This window comes from Nocardia sp. NPDC050710, assembly GCF_040654375.1.
Taxonomy (GTDB): domain Bacteria; phylum Actinomycetota; class Actinomycetes; order Mycobacteriales; family Mycobacteriaceae; genus Nocardia.
The window spans coordinates 1-16,288 of record NZ_JBFAHV010000028.1 but is presented as its reverse complement, the minus strand read 5'-3'; the positions used below and the strand labels follow the sequence as shown (position 1 = coordinate 16,288).

The following is a 16,288-nucleotide window of genomic DNA, read 5'->3' as shown; positions in this document are numbered from 1 at the left end:
TCTTACGCCGAACACAAAAATGCTCGGCACCATCGCCCGCTCGGGCTCACCACGCAGGTGTCCAGAGTAGTGGGCGAGCACCCGCACGGAGGTAAGGAACACGTAAGCGTTCCGTTATCTCCGAGCACCCACTACGTAACAGACAGCGGGTGGACAACTGGAGACGTGACTGCACCCAGCGGTGCGAGCATCAGGCTCGGAGGAGGTAGCTTGCGTAACCCCCGTAGAGCCGGGGAGCACCGCGAATCCAATACCGAGACCATCAGCGCGGCTGGTTTCCGGAATGTACGGGCGCAGTCTTGACGGAGGCGTTCGAACGAAAGGCCATTTTTTCTTCGAAGGCCGACTTTCTTGAAGGCAGAGGCATGACGCAACTTCCTGGCCACAGGTCACCTGGACCCATCGGGCTCTACGACCCGGCGAACGAACACGACGCCTGCGGTGTCGCATTCGTCGTCGACATGCACGGTCGCCGCAGCCGTGACATCGTCGACAAGGCTATTACGGCTCTGTTGAACCTGGAGCACCGCGGTGCCGCGGGTGCCGAACCGAATTCCGGTGACGGCGCTGGCATCCTGCTCCAGATTCCGGACCGCTTCTTCCGCGCCATCGTGGACTTCGAGCTGCCTGCCGAGGGGTCCTACGCGTCGGGTATCGCCTTCCTGCCGCAGGCCCGTCGTGAGGCCGCTCGCGCCGCCTATGGCGTCGAGAAGATCGTCAAGGAAGAGGGTCTCGAGGTCCTCGGCTGGCGCGAGGTGCCGATCGATGAGTCGTCGCTGGGCGCGCTGGCCCGCGACGCAATGCCCACTTTCCGCCAGATCTTCATCGCCTCGCCCAAGAACGGCGCCGAGCAGCTCTCCGGCATGGACCTGGAGCGTCGCGCCTACGTCATCCGCAAGCGGGTCGAGCACGAGCTCGGCAAGGCGGGCCCTGGTGAGGGCGCGGTCGGCAAGGAATCGGTGTACTTCCCGAGCCTGTCCGGCCAGACCTTCGTCTACAAGGGCATGTTCACCACCCCGCAGCTGCGCGCGTTCTACCTGGACCTGCAGGACGACCGGGTGGAGTCCGCCCTCGGCATCGTGCACTCCCGGTTCTCCACCAACACCTTCCCGTCGTGGCCGCTGGCGCATCCGTTCCGCCGGGTGGCGCACAACGGTGAGATCAACACCGTCACCGGTAACGAGAACTGGATGCGGGCGCGCGAGGCGCTGCTGCGCTCCGACGTCTTCGGCATCGACGAGGCGGGCAACAACCGGCTGCACAAGATCTTCCCCGTCTGTACCCCGGGGGCGAGCGATACGGCCCGCTTCGACGAGGTGCTGGAACTGCTGCACCTCGGCGGCCGCAGCCTGCCCCACGCGGTGCTGATGATGATTCCCGAGGCCTGGGAACGCAACGAGACCATGGACCCGCAGCGGCGGGCGTTCTACCGCTACCACTCGATGCTGATGGAGCCGTGGGACGGCCCGGCATCGGTGTGCTTCTCCGACGGCACCGTCGTCGGCGCCGTGCTCGATCGCAACGGCCTGCGCCCCAGCCGCATCTGGGTTACCGATGACGGCCTGGTCGTGATGGCGTCGGAGGTCGGTGTCCTCGACATCGATCCGGCCAAGGTGGTCCAGAAGGTCCGGCTGCAGCCCGGCCGCATGTTCCTGGTCGACACCTCGCAGGGCCGCATCGTCGGCGACGAGGAGCTCAAGTCGCAGCTGGCCGGCGAGCACCCGTACCAGGAGTGGCTCGACGCGGGCGTGACCAAGCTGGCCGACCTGCCCGACCGCCCGCATGTGCACATGTCGCACGACCGCGTGCTGATCCGTCAGCAGATCTTCGGATACACCAACGAAGAGCTGAGCCTGCTGATCTCGCCGATGGCGAAGGCCGGCCTCGAGGCGCTCGGCTCGATGGGTACCGACACCCCGATCGCGGTGCTTTCCGCGCGACCCCGGCTGCTCTTCGACTACTTCTCCCAGCTCTTCGCGCAGGTCACCAACCCGCCGCTGGACGCGATCCGCGAAGAAGTGGTCACCAGCCTGCGCCGGGCCATCGGCCCGGAAGCCGATCTGCTGCACCCGAGCCCGGAGTCCTGCAAGCAGATCACCATTCCGCAGCCGATCCTGGACAACGACGAGCTGGCCAAGCTCGTGCACATCAACGACGACGGCTCGCATCCGGAGCTGCGTTCGGTGGTCGTGCGCGGTCTGTACCCGGTGAAGAAGGGTGGCAAGGGCCTGCGCAAGGCGCTCGAGGCCATCAACATCCAGATCTCGGCCGCGATCGACGGCGGCGCGCGGGTCATCGTGCTGTCCGACCGCGAGTCCAACGAGAAGCTGGCGCCGATTCCGTCGCTGCTGCTGACCTCCTCGGTGCACCACCACCTGGTGCGCGAGCGCACCCGCACCATGGTCGGCCTGGTCGTGGAGGCCGGTGACGCCCGCGAGGTGCACCACATGGCCATGCTGGTCGGCTTCGGCGCGGCCGCGATCAACCCGTACATGGCCTTCGAGACCATCGAGGACATGCTCGAGCGCGGCGCGCTGGAAATGCCGGGCAGCACCGGCGATCTGGCCGCCGACTACCGCAAGGCGGTCGCGAACTACAACAAGGCCGCGGGCAAGGGTGTGCTGAAGGTGATGTCCAAGATGGGCATCTCCACCATCGCCTCCTACACCGGCGCGCAGCTGTTCCAGGTGATCGGCCTGTCCCAGGAGCTGGTGGACGAATACTTCACGGGTCTGCGTTCGCACCTGGACGGCATCGGCCTGGACGAGATCGCCGACGACGTGGCGGCGCGGCACCGGGTCGCCTTCCTGGAGAACCGCAACGAGCGCGCGCACCGCGAGCTCGAGGTCGGCGGCGAGTACCAGTGGCGGCGCGAGGGTGAGTACCACCTGTTCAACCCGGACACCGTATTCAAGCTGCAGCACGCGACCCGCACCGGCCAGTACTCGATCTTCAAGGACTACACCAAGCTGGTCGACGACCAGTCCGAGCGGCTGGCCTCGCTGCGCGGCCTGTTCAAGTTCAAGACCGGTGAGCGCGCGCCGATCTCGATCGACGAGGTCGAGCCCGCCAGCGAGATCGTCAAGCGGTTCTCGACCGGCGCGATGAGCTACGGCTCCATCTCGGCCGAGGCGCATGAAACCCTCGCGATCGCGATGAACCGTCTCGGCGGTCGCTCGAACTCCGGTGAGGGCGGCGAGCACCCGGCCCGCTTCGAGGTCGAGGAGAACGGTGACTGGCGTCGTTCGGCGATCAAGCAGGTCGCTTCGGGTCGTTTCGGTGTCACCGCCCACTACCTGACCAACTGCTCCGATATCCAGATCAAGATGGCGCAGGGCGCCAAGCCCGGTGAGGGTGGTCAGCTGCCCGCGCACAAGGTGTACCCGTGGGTCGCCGAGGTCCGGCACTCGACGCCGGGCGTCGGCCTGATCTCGCCGCCGCCGCACCACGACATCTACTCGATCGAGGATCTCGCGCAGCTGATCCACGATCTGAAGAACGCGAACCCGCAGGCTCGGATTCACGTGAAACTTGTCGCGGAGCCCGGCGTCGGCACCGTCGCCGCGGGTGTCTCCAAGGCGCACGCGGACGTGGTGCTGATCTCGGGTCACGACGGTGGCACCGGCGCCTCGCCGCTGACCTCGCTGAAGCATGCGGGCGGTCCCTGGGAGCTCGGCCTGGCCGAGACTCAGCAGACGTTGCTGCTCAACGGACTTCGCGACCGCATCGTCGTGCAGGTCGACGGTCAGATGAAGACCGGCCGCGACGTGATGATCGCCGCGCTGCTCGGCGCCGAGGAATACGGCTTCGCGACCGCGCCGCTGGTGGTCTCCGGCTGCATTATGATGCGGGTCTGCCACCTCGACACCTGCCCCGTCGGTGTCGCGACGCAGAACCCCGTGCTGCGCGAACGTTTCACCGGTAAGCCGGAATTCGTCGAGAACTTCATGCTGTTCGTCGCCGAAGAGGTCCGGGAACTGCTGGCGCAGCTGGGCTTCCGCACGCTGGACGAGGCCATCGGCCGGGTCGACATGCTCGACACCACCAAGGCCAAGCAGCACTGGAAGGCCAGCAAGCTGGACCTGTCGCCGATCCTGGACGACGTCGAGACGGCGTTCATGTACCAGGACCGTCGCTGCACCAAGGCCCAGGACCACGGCCTGGACAAGGCGCTGGACCAGCAGCTGATCGCGCAGAGCACCGATGCGCTCGAGCGTGGCCAGGCGGTGAAGTTCGAAACCAAGATCACGAACGTCAACCGCACCGTCGGCACCATGCTGGGCCACGAGGTGACCAAGCTCTACGGTGGCGCGGGCCTGCCCGACGACACCATCGACATCACCTTCACCGGCTCCGCGGGCAACAGCTTCGGCGCCTTCGTACCCGCCGGCATCACGCTGCGGGTCCACGGTGACGCGAACGACTACGTCGGCAAGGGCCTTTCGGGTGGCCACCTGGTGGTCCGCCCGTCGCTGAACGCACCGGCCGACTTCGTGGCGGAACAGAACATCATCGCGGGCAACGTGATCCTGTTCGGCGCCACCAGCGGTCAGGCGTTCATCAACGGCGTGGTCGGCGAGCGATTCGCCGTGCGCAACTCGGGCGCGACCGCGGTGGTCGAAGGCGTGGGCGACCACGGCTGCGAGTACATGACCGGTGGCCGCGTCGTCATCCTGGGTGAGACCGGACGTAACTTCGGCGCCGGCATGTCCGGTGGTCTGGCATTCGTCTACAACCCGAACGGCACCTTCGCCGACCTGGTCAACCCGGAGCAGAACGACGCGATCGAGGCGCTGGCCGGTGACGATTTCACCTGGCTGCACCACATCATCACCCAGCATCGCGACCAGACGGGTTCGGCTGTCGCCGAACGCATCCTGAGTGACTGGTCGCAGCAGGTGAACCATTTCGTGAAGGTTATGCCACGCGAATACAAGAAGGTCTTGCTCGCTATCTCCGAGGCTGAGAAGAGTGGCAAGGACGTGGACGAGGCGATCATGGAGGCGGCTCGTGGATAACGTGAGACGCGTTCGAAACCTGTGTCCGATGTTGAGAGGCGAGAGTACGGAGGCCGCTCGTGGCTGACCCGCAAGGATTTCTGAAGCACACATCGCGGGAACTGCCGACGCGCCGTCCGGTCCCGCTGCGGCTCATGGACTGGAAAGAGGTCTACGAGGAGGGTTTCGAACACAAGACCCTCCAGCGTCAGGCCAGCCGCTGCATGGACTGCGGTATCCCGTTCTGCCACAACGGCTGTCCGCTGGGCAACCTCATCCCCGAGTGGAACGATCTGGTCTACAAGGGTCAGTGGCGCGACGGCATCGACCGGCTGCACGCGACCAACAACTTCCCGGAGTTCACCGGGCGGCTGTGCCCGGCGCCGTGTGAGGCGTCCTGCGTGCTCGGGATCAACCAGGATCCGGTGACCATCAAGCAGGTCGAGGTCGAGCTCATCGAGAACGCCTTCGACGAGGGCTGGGTGACCCCGGTCTACCCGACCCGCCTGACCGGCAAGAAGATCGCCGTCGTCGGTTCCGGTCCCGCCGGTCTCGCCGCCGCTCAGCAGCTGACCCGGGCCGGTCATACCGTGACCGTCTTCGAGCGCGCCGACCGCATCGGCGGCCTGCTGCGCTACGGCATTCCGGAATTCAAGATGGAGAAGCGCTTCATCGATCGCCGACTGGCGCAGATGGAGGCCGAGGGCACCATCTTCAAGGCCGGTGTGAACGTCGGTGTCGACATCACCGCCGAGCAGCTGCGCGAGCAGTTCGACGCGGTGGTGCTGGCCGGTGGCGCCACCCTCGCCCGTGATCTGCCGATCCCGGGTCGTGAACTGAACGGCATCCACCAGGCGATGGAGTTCCTGCCCTGGGCCAACCGGGTGCAGCTGGGCGACGATGTCACCGACGCCGAGGGCCTGCCGCCGATCCACGCCAAGGGCAAGAAGGTCGTCATCATCGGTGGCGGCGACACCGGCGCCGACTGCCTGGGCACCTCGCACCGGCAGGGCGCCGAGAGCATCCACCAGTTCGAGATCATGCCGCGTCCGCCGGAGGAGCGTGCCTCTTCCACCCCGTGGCCGACCTACCCGCTCATGTACCGGGTGTCCTCGGCGCACGAGGAGGGCGGCGAGCGGGTGTTCTCCGTGAACACCGAGCGTTTCGTCGGCGCGGACGGCAAGGTCACCGGCCTGGAGGCGCACGAGGTCAAGATGGTCAACGGCCGCTTCGAGAAGGTCGAGGGCACCGAGTTCACCCTCGAGGCCGATCTGGTGCTGCTGGCCATGGGTTTCGTCGGTCCCGAAAAGCCGGGTCTGCTGGAGGATCTCGGCGTCGGCTACGACCAGCGCGGCAATGTCCAGCGTGACAAGAACTGGGCGACCAACGTCCCCGGTGTATTCGTCGCGGGCGATATGGGCCGCGGTCAGTCGCTGATCGTCTGGGCCATCGCCGAGGGTCGTGCCGCCGCGGCCGCCGTCGACAACTTCCTGGAGGGTGAGACCGCGCTCCCCGCGCCCATCACCCCCACGATGGTCGCTCAGCGCTGATCCGAAACTCGAAGGCGCCCGTGGACATTGTGTCCGCGGGCGCCTTTGTTATGTCGCAATAGTTGGGCAAACCGTCATTGCGGACTACCGGGGCGCGGTTGTCCGCCGTGGGCCGTTGGTGGAGATGTGCGCGTGATCCGGACGCGCCCCGATCACGGTCATTCGCATGGGCGCATCGGCCGCCGGGAACGCGTACCCGGGCCTTCGGAAGTTGATCTCGGGCAAGGCCGCTCGCTGCGCGGAAGCTCCGATTCGAGAGGACCGACGGAAATCGGACGGATGCGGCGAGTTCGAATGGCGCACAGGCAGTCATGGCTCTATTGTGATCAACGGCGAGCTGCGGGATTCGGGATGTAGTCCGGTTGTGCACGTCATATCGGCGGGTAGTTCAGTTAACCCGTTGTGCACTGGAACGACATCCGCCGAGTTCAGCATGGTCAGCGGCAACTTGTCGGGGATTGCCCCGCGGGGCAAAGTTTGAACTGGAGCAGTATGCGGTTGAAGAAGGTTGTCGCGGCCCTGGGTGCGTCCGCGGCGATTGCGTCCGGCCTGGTATTCGGCGGCGGCTCCGCGGCGGCGGACGGCTGCCCGAGCCTCTATGTGGTGGCGATCCCCGGAACCTGGGAGACCGGCCACGACAAGAAGCCGCAGCCCGGCATGCTGTCCGGTGTCACACGCGGCCTACCGTCTTCCGTGGACGTCGATTACGTGACCTATGCCGCCACCGCGTTCCCGTGGGAAGGCGATGTGTACGGCGCGTCGAAGAAGGAAGCCACCGATAAGGCGCGCGGGCTGGCGACCTCGATGCTCCAGCGTTGCGGTGCAACCAAAGTCGCGCTCGTCGGCTACAGCCAGGGCGCGGATGCCGCGGGTGACCTGGCCGCCGAGATCGGCACCGGTGTGGGTGCGATCAGCCCGGATCGCGTGGCGGGCGTCGGCCTGATCTCCGATCCGCGTCGTTCGCCCACCGATGTGCAGGTCGGCCCGACCGCCGCGGGCGCGGGCGCCGGTGGACCGCGGGTCGGCGGATTCGGCTGGCTCAGCGATCGGACCCGCACCATCTGCGCGGTCGACGATCTCTACTGCGCCACGGCCACCGATGATTTCGTGACCCGTTTCGCCGGATTCCTCGCGCAGAGTTCGGAAGCCAACCCCGCCAATATCTGGCGCTACCAGATCGAGGCCGGCGCCATCATCAACGACCTGATGTCGGCCGGCGGCGTGCCGATCCTGCAATCGCAGCTCACCGAATCGGCGAATCAGCAGCGGGCCAAGGATCTGGAGCAGTTCTACCGTTCGCAGGCGCACACCGTGTACGGCAGCTACTCGGTCGGCGGCGGGCAGACCGCCATCACCTGGATGCACAACTGGATTGCGGGCATGGCCTGATCCCAGCGCATACCGACGCGGGCCCACCTCCCGGTAGTGGAGGTGGGCCCGCGTCGTATCCGGACTAGCTGCTGCCCGCGGAACCGCTCGGTGGCCGGACGTGCTCGAGGAACAGCCGCGGCCCGTCCGGACCCGGATGTCCGCCGGGGCCGCGGAATTCGACTCGCGGCCCGTCGGGTCCGTGCCCGCCCGGGAATCCGCCGGGACCATCGCGGTGCGGGCGGTCGGCGATCTCGGCGCCGGACGCGTCGGTGGTTGTCACCTGGACGTCGGCGCTCGGCTCGGGGGCCTGCGCGGACGCCGTGACCGCGAGGGCACTCAGCGGGACGGTGACCAGTGCGCCCGCCACGGCGACCCGGGCGATCCGGCGCCGGAAGGGTGTCGATGTCTTGGAGAGCAACGGAGTTCCTTTCTCTCGGAGGGTGAGTCGCTGATGCGGCGGCTCACCGGTTCCATCGAAGGTTCCGTCGCTGGGATGCCGGTGCGATCCGGCTGGTAATCCGCTGGGGGTGTCCGGTCTACTTCCCGGATTCCGCGGCGATATTGCGCGGCAGCAGATCCCAGACATGCCCGTTCTCGTTGACGGTAGCCGCGGTGCGCCGCCCGGTGCGGGAGAACAGGATTCGGGTGACCGAGCAGTAGTCGATCGGGAAGGTCAGCGGGCGCGCCAGTCCGAGCACCTCCTGCAACAGCACATTGATCACGCCGCCGTGCGCGAACGCGACCACCGTATCGGCAGGATCGGTCGTCGCGGCGATCTCGGTGACGGCGTCGCGTACGCGCGTGACGAAGGCGGGTCCGTCGATCTGCTCGGGCAGGTACCCGGCCTTGATCCGCTCGTAGACCGCCTGGAATTCCACCTTGGCGTCCTCGATCGGAATATAGGCGGGCAGATCGCGATCGTATTCGGCGAGGTCGTCGACGATCTCGACCGGTAGCCCCAGCTTGGCCGCGGTCGGCGCGGCCGTTTCCCGCGCCCGCCGCTGCGGACTGCTCAGCACCCGCGCGATCCGATGCTGACTCAACGCGGCGGGCACTCGCTCGGCCTGCTCCCGCCCGATCCCGGACAGCTCGGGATCAGCGGGACCATCCCCATTCACGATCCGAAGGGGCTGAGCATGGCGAACGAGAATCAACTGCACCCCGCCCACTCTGCCCCATCCGCGACGTGGCGTTGCGGCAGGTATCGGCAAGCCCGCCCGATTACGCCCCGGCCTCACGCTGCAGCGGGCACGTTGCTTTGAATCAAAACTATTGATTCCAGTACTGGCGACTGTGGTGACATACTCGACGCTATGACCGTCGAACCTTTTCCGCAGTGGCTGCGCCCACCGCCGGGTGGTTTCGTCGCCGAGGATCTGGACCGCCTGCCCGACCTTCCCCCGCACACCGAGTTGATCGACGGGAGTCTTGTCTTCGTGAGCCCGCAGGCGGAGTTCCATATGCTGGTTATTTCCCTGCTGGAGAACGCGCTCCGTCGCTGTGCACCCGCCACGATGCGGGTGCGGCGGGAGATGACGGTGACGCTCGGTCGAAATCAACGACCGGAGCCTGATGTGCTTGTGCTGCGTGCTAGTGGATCAAGTGATCCCGAGCGGACATCGTTCGCCGCCGATGACGTGGTGTTGGCAGTTGAGGTGGTCTCCACCGAATCACGCACTCGGGACCGGGAACGCAAGCCCCAGCTCTACGCCAACGCGGGTATCGCGCACTTCTGGCGGGTCGAGAATGTCGACGGTCGCCCCGTGATCTACGTCTATGAGCTCGATCCGGCCACAAAGGTGTACGCGCTCACCGGAATCCATCACGATCGGCTGGGATTGAGCGTTCCCTTCACGATCGATATCGATCTCACCGACATCGATCGGCTGTAGGCCGCCGACGGATTCGGCGGCCCGGCGACCGTCAGAGCCGTGGTGTGGCTCCCGACGCGCACTCGGGCGGCAGGTCGAAGTAGTTGGCGAAATTTTCGGCGGCGGTTATGTCGCCGGAGATCGTCAGATCGCCCGCGGCGGCGACCTCGGCCAGGGGGTGGCCGTCGAAGGTGACGGCGACCAGGGCGGGGACGCTGGTGTGCAGGGTGGTCGCGGCGGTGCCGGTGGTGCCGCGGGTGATGGTGAAGGTTCCGTCCGCCACCACGGCGTGGAATTCGTCTGCGCCGGAGCTGGATTCGGTGAGATACAGGTCGTAGTCGGCGTGCACCCCGGTGGCCGCGGCCGGGTTGAAGAAGCTGCGCAGGGAGACGACCAGGGAGTCGGTGGTCAGGTCGGCGCAGCGGTAGGGGCCGCGGGGAGCCTTGGCGCCCCAGCGGTTGAGGGCCAGGATCACCGTTTCGAGTTCTCGGCCCCAGTCGGTGAGGTCGTAGACGGCGGTGCTGACCGGCGGCGGCAGTTTGCGGCGGCGCACGATACCCGCCCGCTCGAGTTCGTCCAGCCGCTGCGAGAGCACATTGGGGCTGATGGCGGGCAGTCCGGCGCGCAGATCGGTGAATCGCTTCGGGCCGAGCAGTAGATCTCGGACCACCAGCAGGGTCCAGCGTTCGCCCACCAGATCCAGTGCTCTGGCCGCTCCGCACGCGTCCTGATAGCTGCGTTTGGTGCGGTGCTCCGGTGCCACTGTCATGAACTACAGCATATCAGTGGATTGTGCAACTGAATTAGATGGTTGTTTTTTTAGGACTAAACCTTGATAGCGTGCCCCGGTAACACCTGATGGTGGGATGACTTGTCGGTGAAAGGTGCGGGTGGTGGTCGAAGCAGGACAAAGACTGAAACAGGCGGGGACCGGTAATCCATGGGTCGCGCTCTACGTGCTCTGTGGCGGCATGCTGATGATCGTGCTCGACGCCACGATCGTGAATGTCGCGCTCACGGATATCCAGCTGGACTTGGACTTCACCGCGTCCGGCCTGGCCTGGGTGGTGAACGGATACCTGATCTCCTTCGGCGGCCTGCTCATGCTGGTCGGCCGCCTCGGTGACCTGATCGGCCGCAGGACCATGTTCCTGTCCGGGCTCGTCGTCTTCACCGTGGCGTCGGTATTGTGCGGCGCCGCAATCAATTCGGTGACCCTCATCGCGGCCCGCTTCCTGCAGGGCATCGGTGGTGCGATGACCTCCGCGGTGATCCTCGGCATGATCTTCGCGATGTTCCCGGATCCGAAGGACCAGGCCAAAGCGATCGGCCGCTACGCGTTCGTCGCGTCCGCGGGTGGTGCCATCGGCCTGCTGCTCGGCGGCGTCCTCACCGCGCTGGACTGGCGGTTGATCTTCCTGGTCAACCTGCCGATCGGCCTGATCGTCGGGGTGGCCGCGCTGAAGGTACTCGACAACGATCGGGGTATCGGCCTGAAGGAGGGCGCGGATGTGCCGGGCGCGGTGCTGATCACCGCGGCGCTGATGCTCGGGGTCTACACCATCGTGAAGCCCGCGGCCGAGTACGGCTGGACCGATCCGGTCACCCTCGGCCTCGGCGCGGTCTCGCTGCTGCTGCTCGCCGCCTTCGTGCTGCGTGAGGCGACGGCGGCCTCGCCGCTGATGCCGCTGCGCATCTTCGGTTCGCGAAATCTGTCCGGCGCCAATGTGGTTCAGGTACTGACCGTGGCGGGCATGTTCGGCATGTTCTTCATGGGCTCGCTGTACCTGAAGCAGGTGCTCGGCTACGGAGCGATGGCGCTCGGACTGGCCTTCTTCCCGGTCGCCGCGATCATGGGTGTGCTGTCGGTGCAGTTCTCCGAGCATCTGGTGATGAAGTTCGGGGCGCGCACGGTGTTGATCCCCGGCCTGTCACTGATTCTGGCGGCCCTGCTCTGGCTGACCCAGGCGCCGGTGGACGGCACCTACTGGATCCACATCTTCGGACCGATGGTGTTCTTCGGCACGGGTGCCGGACTGGCCTTCCCGGCCCTGATGAACCTGGCGATGTCCGGGGTGGAGCCGCAGGAGGCGGGGCTGGCCTCGGGTCTGGCCAACACCACCATGCAGGTCGGTGGCGCGCTCGGGCTCGCCGTCCTGGCCACCCTGGCCGCGAGCCGGACCGAGCATCTGCTCGCCGCGGGCAAGGCCGCGAACGAGGCGTTGACCAGCGGATTCCAGCTGGCCTTCTGGGTCGGCGCCGCACTGGTGGTGGCCGCGCTGGTGGTCGCGGCGACGGTGCTGAAGTCGGTGCCCGCGCAACCGCACGGGCACGACGCCGACGAGGTGGACGCCGATGAGCTGCTGCTCGAGGCGGAGGTCGCGTCGGAGCGCACCGGCATCTGAGTTCGGTCGGTAGCGCCGGAACCGGTACACACAGGGAAACGGCCCGGATCACACTGTGATCCGGGCCGTTTGCCGTGGCTCAGGGTTGGCCGTAGGGCGGCTGGCCCGGCTGGCCGTAGGGCGGCTGGCCCGGCTGGCCGTAGGGCGGCTGGCCCGGCTGGCCGTAGGGCGGCTGGCCCGGCTGGCCATAGGGCGGCTGACCCGGCTGGCCGTAAGGCGGCTGGCCGTAGGGCGGTTGGCCGTTCGGCGGCTGCTGGTTGTCCTTCTTGCGCTTGGTGAAGTAGACGACGCCGACGACGATAAGCACGACGATGAGCAGGCAGCAGATTCCCGCAAAGATCAAGCCGCCCTTGCTGCTCTTCTTCTTTTTCTTCGCGGCGAGCTCCAACGCCGAATTCCAGGTGTCCGAGGACGCCCAGACGTCTGGACTGGCCCACACCGAATGATCCAGCAGACTCACGTTGGTGAGCAGGTCGAGGTACATATCCATCCCCATTTCGAAGGTATCGGCCTCCTCCCGGAGCCGAGCTATCAAGATTATCGGGTCGGCCGCGCGCGTGTTAACCGGTCCGTGATGCAATCTTTCATTCTGAGATCCTCAGCGCGGCTTCACAAGTGGGAAGGGCAGCGTTTCGCGGATGCTGCGCCCGGTGATCAGCATGACGATGCGGTCGACGCCCATTCCGAGCCCGCCGGTCGGCGGCATGGCGTGTTCGAGTGCTTGCAGGAAGTCCTCATCCAGTTCCATCGCCTCCGGATCACCGTTGGCCGCCAGCATGGACTGCTCGGTGAGCCTGCGCCGCTGTTCGATCGGATCGGTGAGTTCGCTGTAGGCGGTGCCGAGTTCGACGCCCCACGCGACCAGATCCCAGCGTTCGGTCACCCCCGGGATGCTGCGGTGCGCGCGGGTCAGCGGAGAGACCGAGGTCGGGAAGTTGATGTAGAAGGTCGGCTCCTCGGTCCGCGATTCCACCAGATGCTCGTACATCTCCAGTACCACCATCCCGGCATCCCAGCCGTGCTGATACGGCACCCCGGCCTTATCGCAGAGCTCGCGCAGCTCCTCCACTGCGGTCTCCGGGGTGATCTCGTCGCCGATCGCCTCGGAGACGGCGCCGTGCACCGTCTTCACCGCCCACTCACCGGAGATGTCGACCCGTTCGAAGGTGCCGTCCCCATCGGGACGCAACGCGACCATCGCACCGTTCGCGGCCAGCGCCGCGTTCTGGATCAGATGGCGGCAGGTATGCATCATCCGCTCGTAGTCGCTGTGCGCCTCATAGGCCTCGAGGATGGTGAATTCCGGATTGTGGCTGAAGTCCACGCCCTCGTTGCGGAAGGTCCGGCCCATCTCGAAAACCTTCTCCATGCCGCCGACGCACAGCCGCTTGAGGTACAGCTCGGGCGCGATGCGCAGATATAGGTCCAGATCGTAGGCGTTGATGTGAGTGATGAACGGGGTGGCGTTCGCGCCGCCGTGCACCTGCTGCAGGATCGGGGTCTCCACCTCGAGGTATCCCCAGGAGTTCAGCGAATCCCGCAGCGAACGCACGACCGCGCTGCGCTTGGCCAGCACCTCGCGGGCCTCTGGGTTGATCGCCATATCGATGTAGCGCTGGCGCACCTTGGCCTCGGGGTCCGCCAAGCCCTTCCACTTGTCCGGCAGCGGGTGCAGGCATTTGCCGTTCATCCGCCAGTCCGCGGCCAGTAGCGACAGCTCGCCACGGCGGCTGAGCCCGATCTGGCCGCTCACCTCGATCAGATCGCCGAGGTCGAAGTACTCGCCGAATTCGGCGCTGCGTTCGGCGCCGACCCGGTCCCGGTCGATAACCAGCTGGATATCGTCGGTCCAGTCCCTGACCACCGCGAAGATCACCCCGCCGTAGTCGCGGATGCGTAGCAACCTGCCGCAGACCCGGACCGTGGTGCCGCGTGGCGAGCGCCGCGCGGCGGCCACGGTATGGGTCGGCGGATAGGCGACCGGATAGGCGTCCACACCTGCGGTGGTCATCCGGTCCAGTTTGTCCATGCGCACCCGCACCTGCTCGGGGCGGCGCGGAAGCAGCTCGGCCAGTTCGCCTTCCGGTAGATCGGGCGGGGTGCCATCGGCGTGCAGGCCGGTGAGGCCGGCGGGCACCGCGCTGTGCAGGCCGGTATGTATCGCGGTTTCGGGTTCCTTGCCGAAGCGCGGTAGGAAGCCCTCGGCGAGTCCGCTGGCCATCGCGACCCGGGGCAGCTGCCTGCGCTCCTCGAACAGGAAGAAGCGTGGCACCCAGTGCGGCTGGTACTTCACATTGGACCGGTACAGCGCCTCCAGCTGCCACCAGCGCGAAAAGAACAGCAGCACACCGCGCCACAGTCGCAGCACCGGACCGGCGCCGATCCGCCCGCCCTCCTCGAACACCGAGCGGAATACCGCGAAATTCAGCGAAACCTTGGTGACCGCATGGTGTTCCGAGGTGAGCGCGAGCTGGGAGATCATCAGCTCCATCACGCCGTTGGGGCCCTGCGGATCGCGGCGCATCAATTCCAGCGACACACCGGTCCGACCCCACGGCACCAGCGAGAGCATGCCGAGCACCCGGTCGCGTCCGTTGACCGCCTCGACCAGCAGGCAGTCGCCGTCCAGTGGGTCGCCCAGCCTGCCGAGCGCCATCGAGAAGCCGCGCTCGGTCTCGGTGTCGCGCCACGCGTCCGCCCGGGCGATGATCTGCCGGAACTCCTCGGCGGGAATATCGCGGTGGCGCCGGATGCGCACCGTCATGCCGTTCTTGCGCAACCGGTTCGCGGCCTGGCGCACCTGTTTCATCTCGGGCCCGGCCAGTGAGAAGGTGCGGGTGTCGAGGATCGCCTCGTCGCCGAGGCGCAGCGCGGACAGTCCCGCCCGCCGGAAGGCCTGGGCGCCGAGTTCGCTGGCGCCCATTACCGCCGGCGCCCAGCCGAATCGGTCGGCTAGTCGCAGCCAGGCATCGATCGCCTGCGGCCAGGCCTCGCGGACGCCGACCGGGTCGCCGCTGGCGAGGCAGACGCCGAACTCGACCCGGTAGGTGATCGCGGCCTTGCCGCTCGGGGCGAAGACCACCGCCTTATCGCGCCGGGTCGCGAAGTAGCCGAGCGAATCCTCCACGTCGGAGCGATCGAGCAGACCGCGGATCGCCGATTCGTCGGTGCCGGTCATCGCATTCTCCGCGCGCTGGGAACGCAGCAGCACGATCACCGCGGCCAGCAGGGCGATGGCGCCGAAAAGGCCGAGCAGGAAGTTGACGATCGGGCGCGGATGGCCGTCGAAATGTTCGTTGTCCACCAGCACGACGGCCGTCACCCGGTAGACCGCCCACCCGGGGCGCTGCCAGCCGCCCGGCAGCGTGCCGGGGAACAGTTCGACCAGAGCCCAGCCGATCAGGCAGCCCACCGCCAGGCCGCCGACGAGCACCCCCAGCGCCTTCCAGCCCGCCCCGCGCCGCACCCGCGTGTAGAACTCACGCCACGCCGCGATCAGCACCCCGATCGCGGCCAGATGCACGAACATGGCGACCAGCGCGTTGATATTGCCCTCATCCGCGAACTCCAGCGAATTCGCCACGGCGAAGAGCCCGAGATAACCGACCAACAGCCACCAGGCGATCCGTTTGCGGCTGGCGAGAGCCCCGGCGAGCAGGCCGACGATGAGCGCCCACATCAGGTTGGTGTCGGGCGCGTCGAAGTAGTAGTCGTCGATATACCGCCGCGGCACCTGGGTGAGGTATCGCAGGGCGGGCGAGAGGCTCCACAGGAAGCAGAGCACCGCGAAGACACCCAGAATCGTCGCGGTGATGTGCGGGACCTCGGACAGCCTGCCGTGCCCGCGATGCGGGACCGGCGGGGCGGGTCTATCCGGCTGAATCTCGGTGTCCGTACGATGACCGGCTTGCGTGGGAGTCACCGGACCAGTCTGTACGGTGCCGTGTTTGATTGCAGCGACTGCGTCGCTGCGTGTTCGGTGTTGTTGGCTGTGTTGTTGGCCGCGCGGGCGCGGCGTGTTCGCGGCCCTTGATGTCTCGCTGCCGAGCGGCCGAGACTTGCGACTTCGTCGCGTGCGCTTCGGCCGCTCGGCA

At 66.8% G+C, this 16,288-nt stretch carries 10 protein-coding genes; 5 read left to right on the top strand and 5 right to left on the bottom strand.

The window, feature by feature from the left end; genetic code table 11:
* Positions 1–365 precede the first annotated feature (365 nt).
* The 3 genes from gltB to AB0H61_RS33210 all read left to right on the top strand — a co-directional run bounded on the left by gltB (position 366) and on the right by AB0H61_RS33210 (position 7,936).
* Positions 366–5,018 carry a glutamate synthase large subunit gene (gltB, locus tag AB0H61_RS33220; protein WP_357311711.1) on the top strand — a complete coding sequence of 1,551 codons (4,653 nt, stop codon included), beginning with the start codon at positions 366–368 and terminating at the stop codon, positions 5,016–5,018.
* A gap of 59 nt (positions 5,019–5,077) precedes the next feature.
* Positions 5,078–6,547, top strand: coding sequence for a glutamate synthase subunit beta (locus AB0H61_RS33215; RefSeq protein ID WP_357311710.1), 1,470 nt, complete (start codon positions 5,078–5,080; stop codon positions 6,545–6,547).
* A gap of 492 nt (positions 6,548–7,039) precedes the next feature.
* Positions 7,040–7,936, top strand: a complete 897-nt coding sequence (locus AB0H61_RS33210; RefSeq protein ID WP_357311709.1) for a cutinase family protein — start codon at positions 7,040–7,042, stop codon at positions 7,934–7,936.
* Positions 7,937–8,000: 64 nt separating this feature from the next.
* On the opposite strand, the gene AB0H61_RS33205 is transcribed toward AB0H61_RS33210, so the two are convergent.
* Complete coding sequence (locus AB0H61_RS33205) at positions 8,001–8,336, bottom strand: hypothetical protein (RefSeq protein WP_357311708.1); 336 nt, start codon at positions 8,334–8,336, stop codon at positions 8,001–8,003.
* Positions 8,337–8,454: 118 nt separating this feature from the next.
* Positions 8,455–9,078: a histidine phosphatase family protein gene (locus AB0H61_RS33200; RefSeq protein ID WP_357311707.1), complete on the bottom strand. Its 624-nt coding sequence runs from the start codon at positions 9,076–9,078 to the stop codon at positions 8,455–8,457.
* A gap of 153 nt (positions 9,079–9,231) precedes the next feature.
* On the opposite strand from AB0H61_RS33200, the gene AB0H61_RS33195 reads away from it, so the two are divergent.
* On the top strand, positions 9,232–9,810 hold the full coding sequence (locus tag AB0H61_RS33195) for a Uma2 family endonuclease (protein WP_357311706.1): 579 nt from the start codon (positions 9,232–9,234) through the stop codon (positions 9,808–9,810).
* Between the two features lie 31 nt (positions 9,811–9,841).
* On the opposite strand, the gene AB0H61_RS33190 is transcribed toward AB0H61_RS33195, so the two are convergent.
* Positions 9,842–10,558, bottom strand: coding sequence for a helix-turn-helix domain-containing protein (locus AB0H61_RS33190; protein WP_357311705.1), 717 nt, complete (start codon positions 10,556–10,558; stop codon positions 9,842–9,844).
* Positions 10,559–10,682: 124 nt separating this feature from the next.
* Between AB0H61_RS33190 and AB0H61_RS33185 the strand changes: the two genes are divergently transcribed.
* Positions 10,683–12,194 (top strand): MFS transporter, encoded by a 1,512-nt coding sequence (locus AB0H61_RS33185; protein WP_357311704.1) that lies wholly within the window; start codon positions 10,683–10,685, stop codon positions 12,192–12,194.
* Between the two features lie 79 nt (positions 12,195–12,273).
* On the opposite strand, the gene AB0H61_RS33180 is transcribed toward AB0H61_RS33185, so the two are convergent.
* Both AB0H61_RS33180 and lysX read right to left on the bottom strand, forming a co-directional pair.
* Positions 12,274–12,729, bottom strand: coding sequence for a hypothetical protein (locus AB0H61_RS33180; protein WP_357311703.1), 456 nt, complete (start codon positions 12,727–12,729; stop codon positions 12,274–12,276).
* A gap of 63 nt (positions 12,730–12,792) precedes the next feature.
* Entirely contained in the window at positions 12,793–16,077 is a 3,285-nt protein-coding gene (gene lysX, locus AB0H61_RS33175; RefSeq protein ID WP_357311777.1) for a bifunctional lysylphosphatidylglycerol synthetase/lysine--tRNA ligase LysX, read from the bottom strand.
* Between the last annotated feature and the right edge of the window lie 211 nt (positions 16,078–16,288).

Excerpts from the sequence above, each read along its gene's own strand:
- gltB (WP_357311711.1), top strand. The coding sequence starts at position 366 with ATGACGCAACTTCCTGGCCACAGGTCACCTGGACCCATCGGGCTCTAC.
- AB0H61_RS33190 (WP_357311705.1), bottom strand. The coding sequence starts at position 10,558 with ATGACAGTGGCACCGGAGCACCGCACCAAACGCAGCTATCAGGACGCG.
- AB0H61_RS33210 (WP_357311709.1), top strand. The coding sequence starts at position 7,040 with ATGCGGTTGAAGAAGGTTGTCGCGGCCCTGGGTGCGTCCGCGGCGATT.
- AB0H61_RS33195 (WP_357311706.1), top strand. The coding sequence starts at position 9,232 with ATGACCGTCGAACCTTTTCCGCAGTGGCTGCGCCCACCGCCGGGTGGT.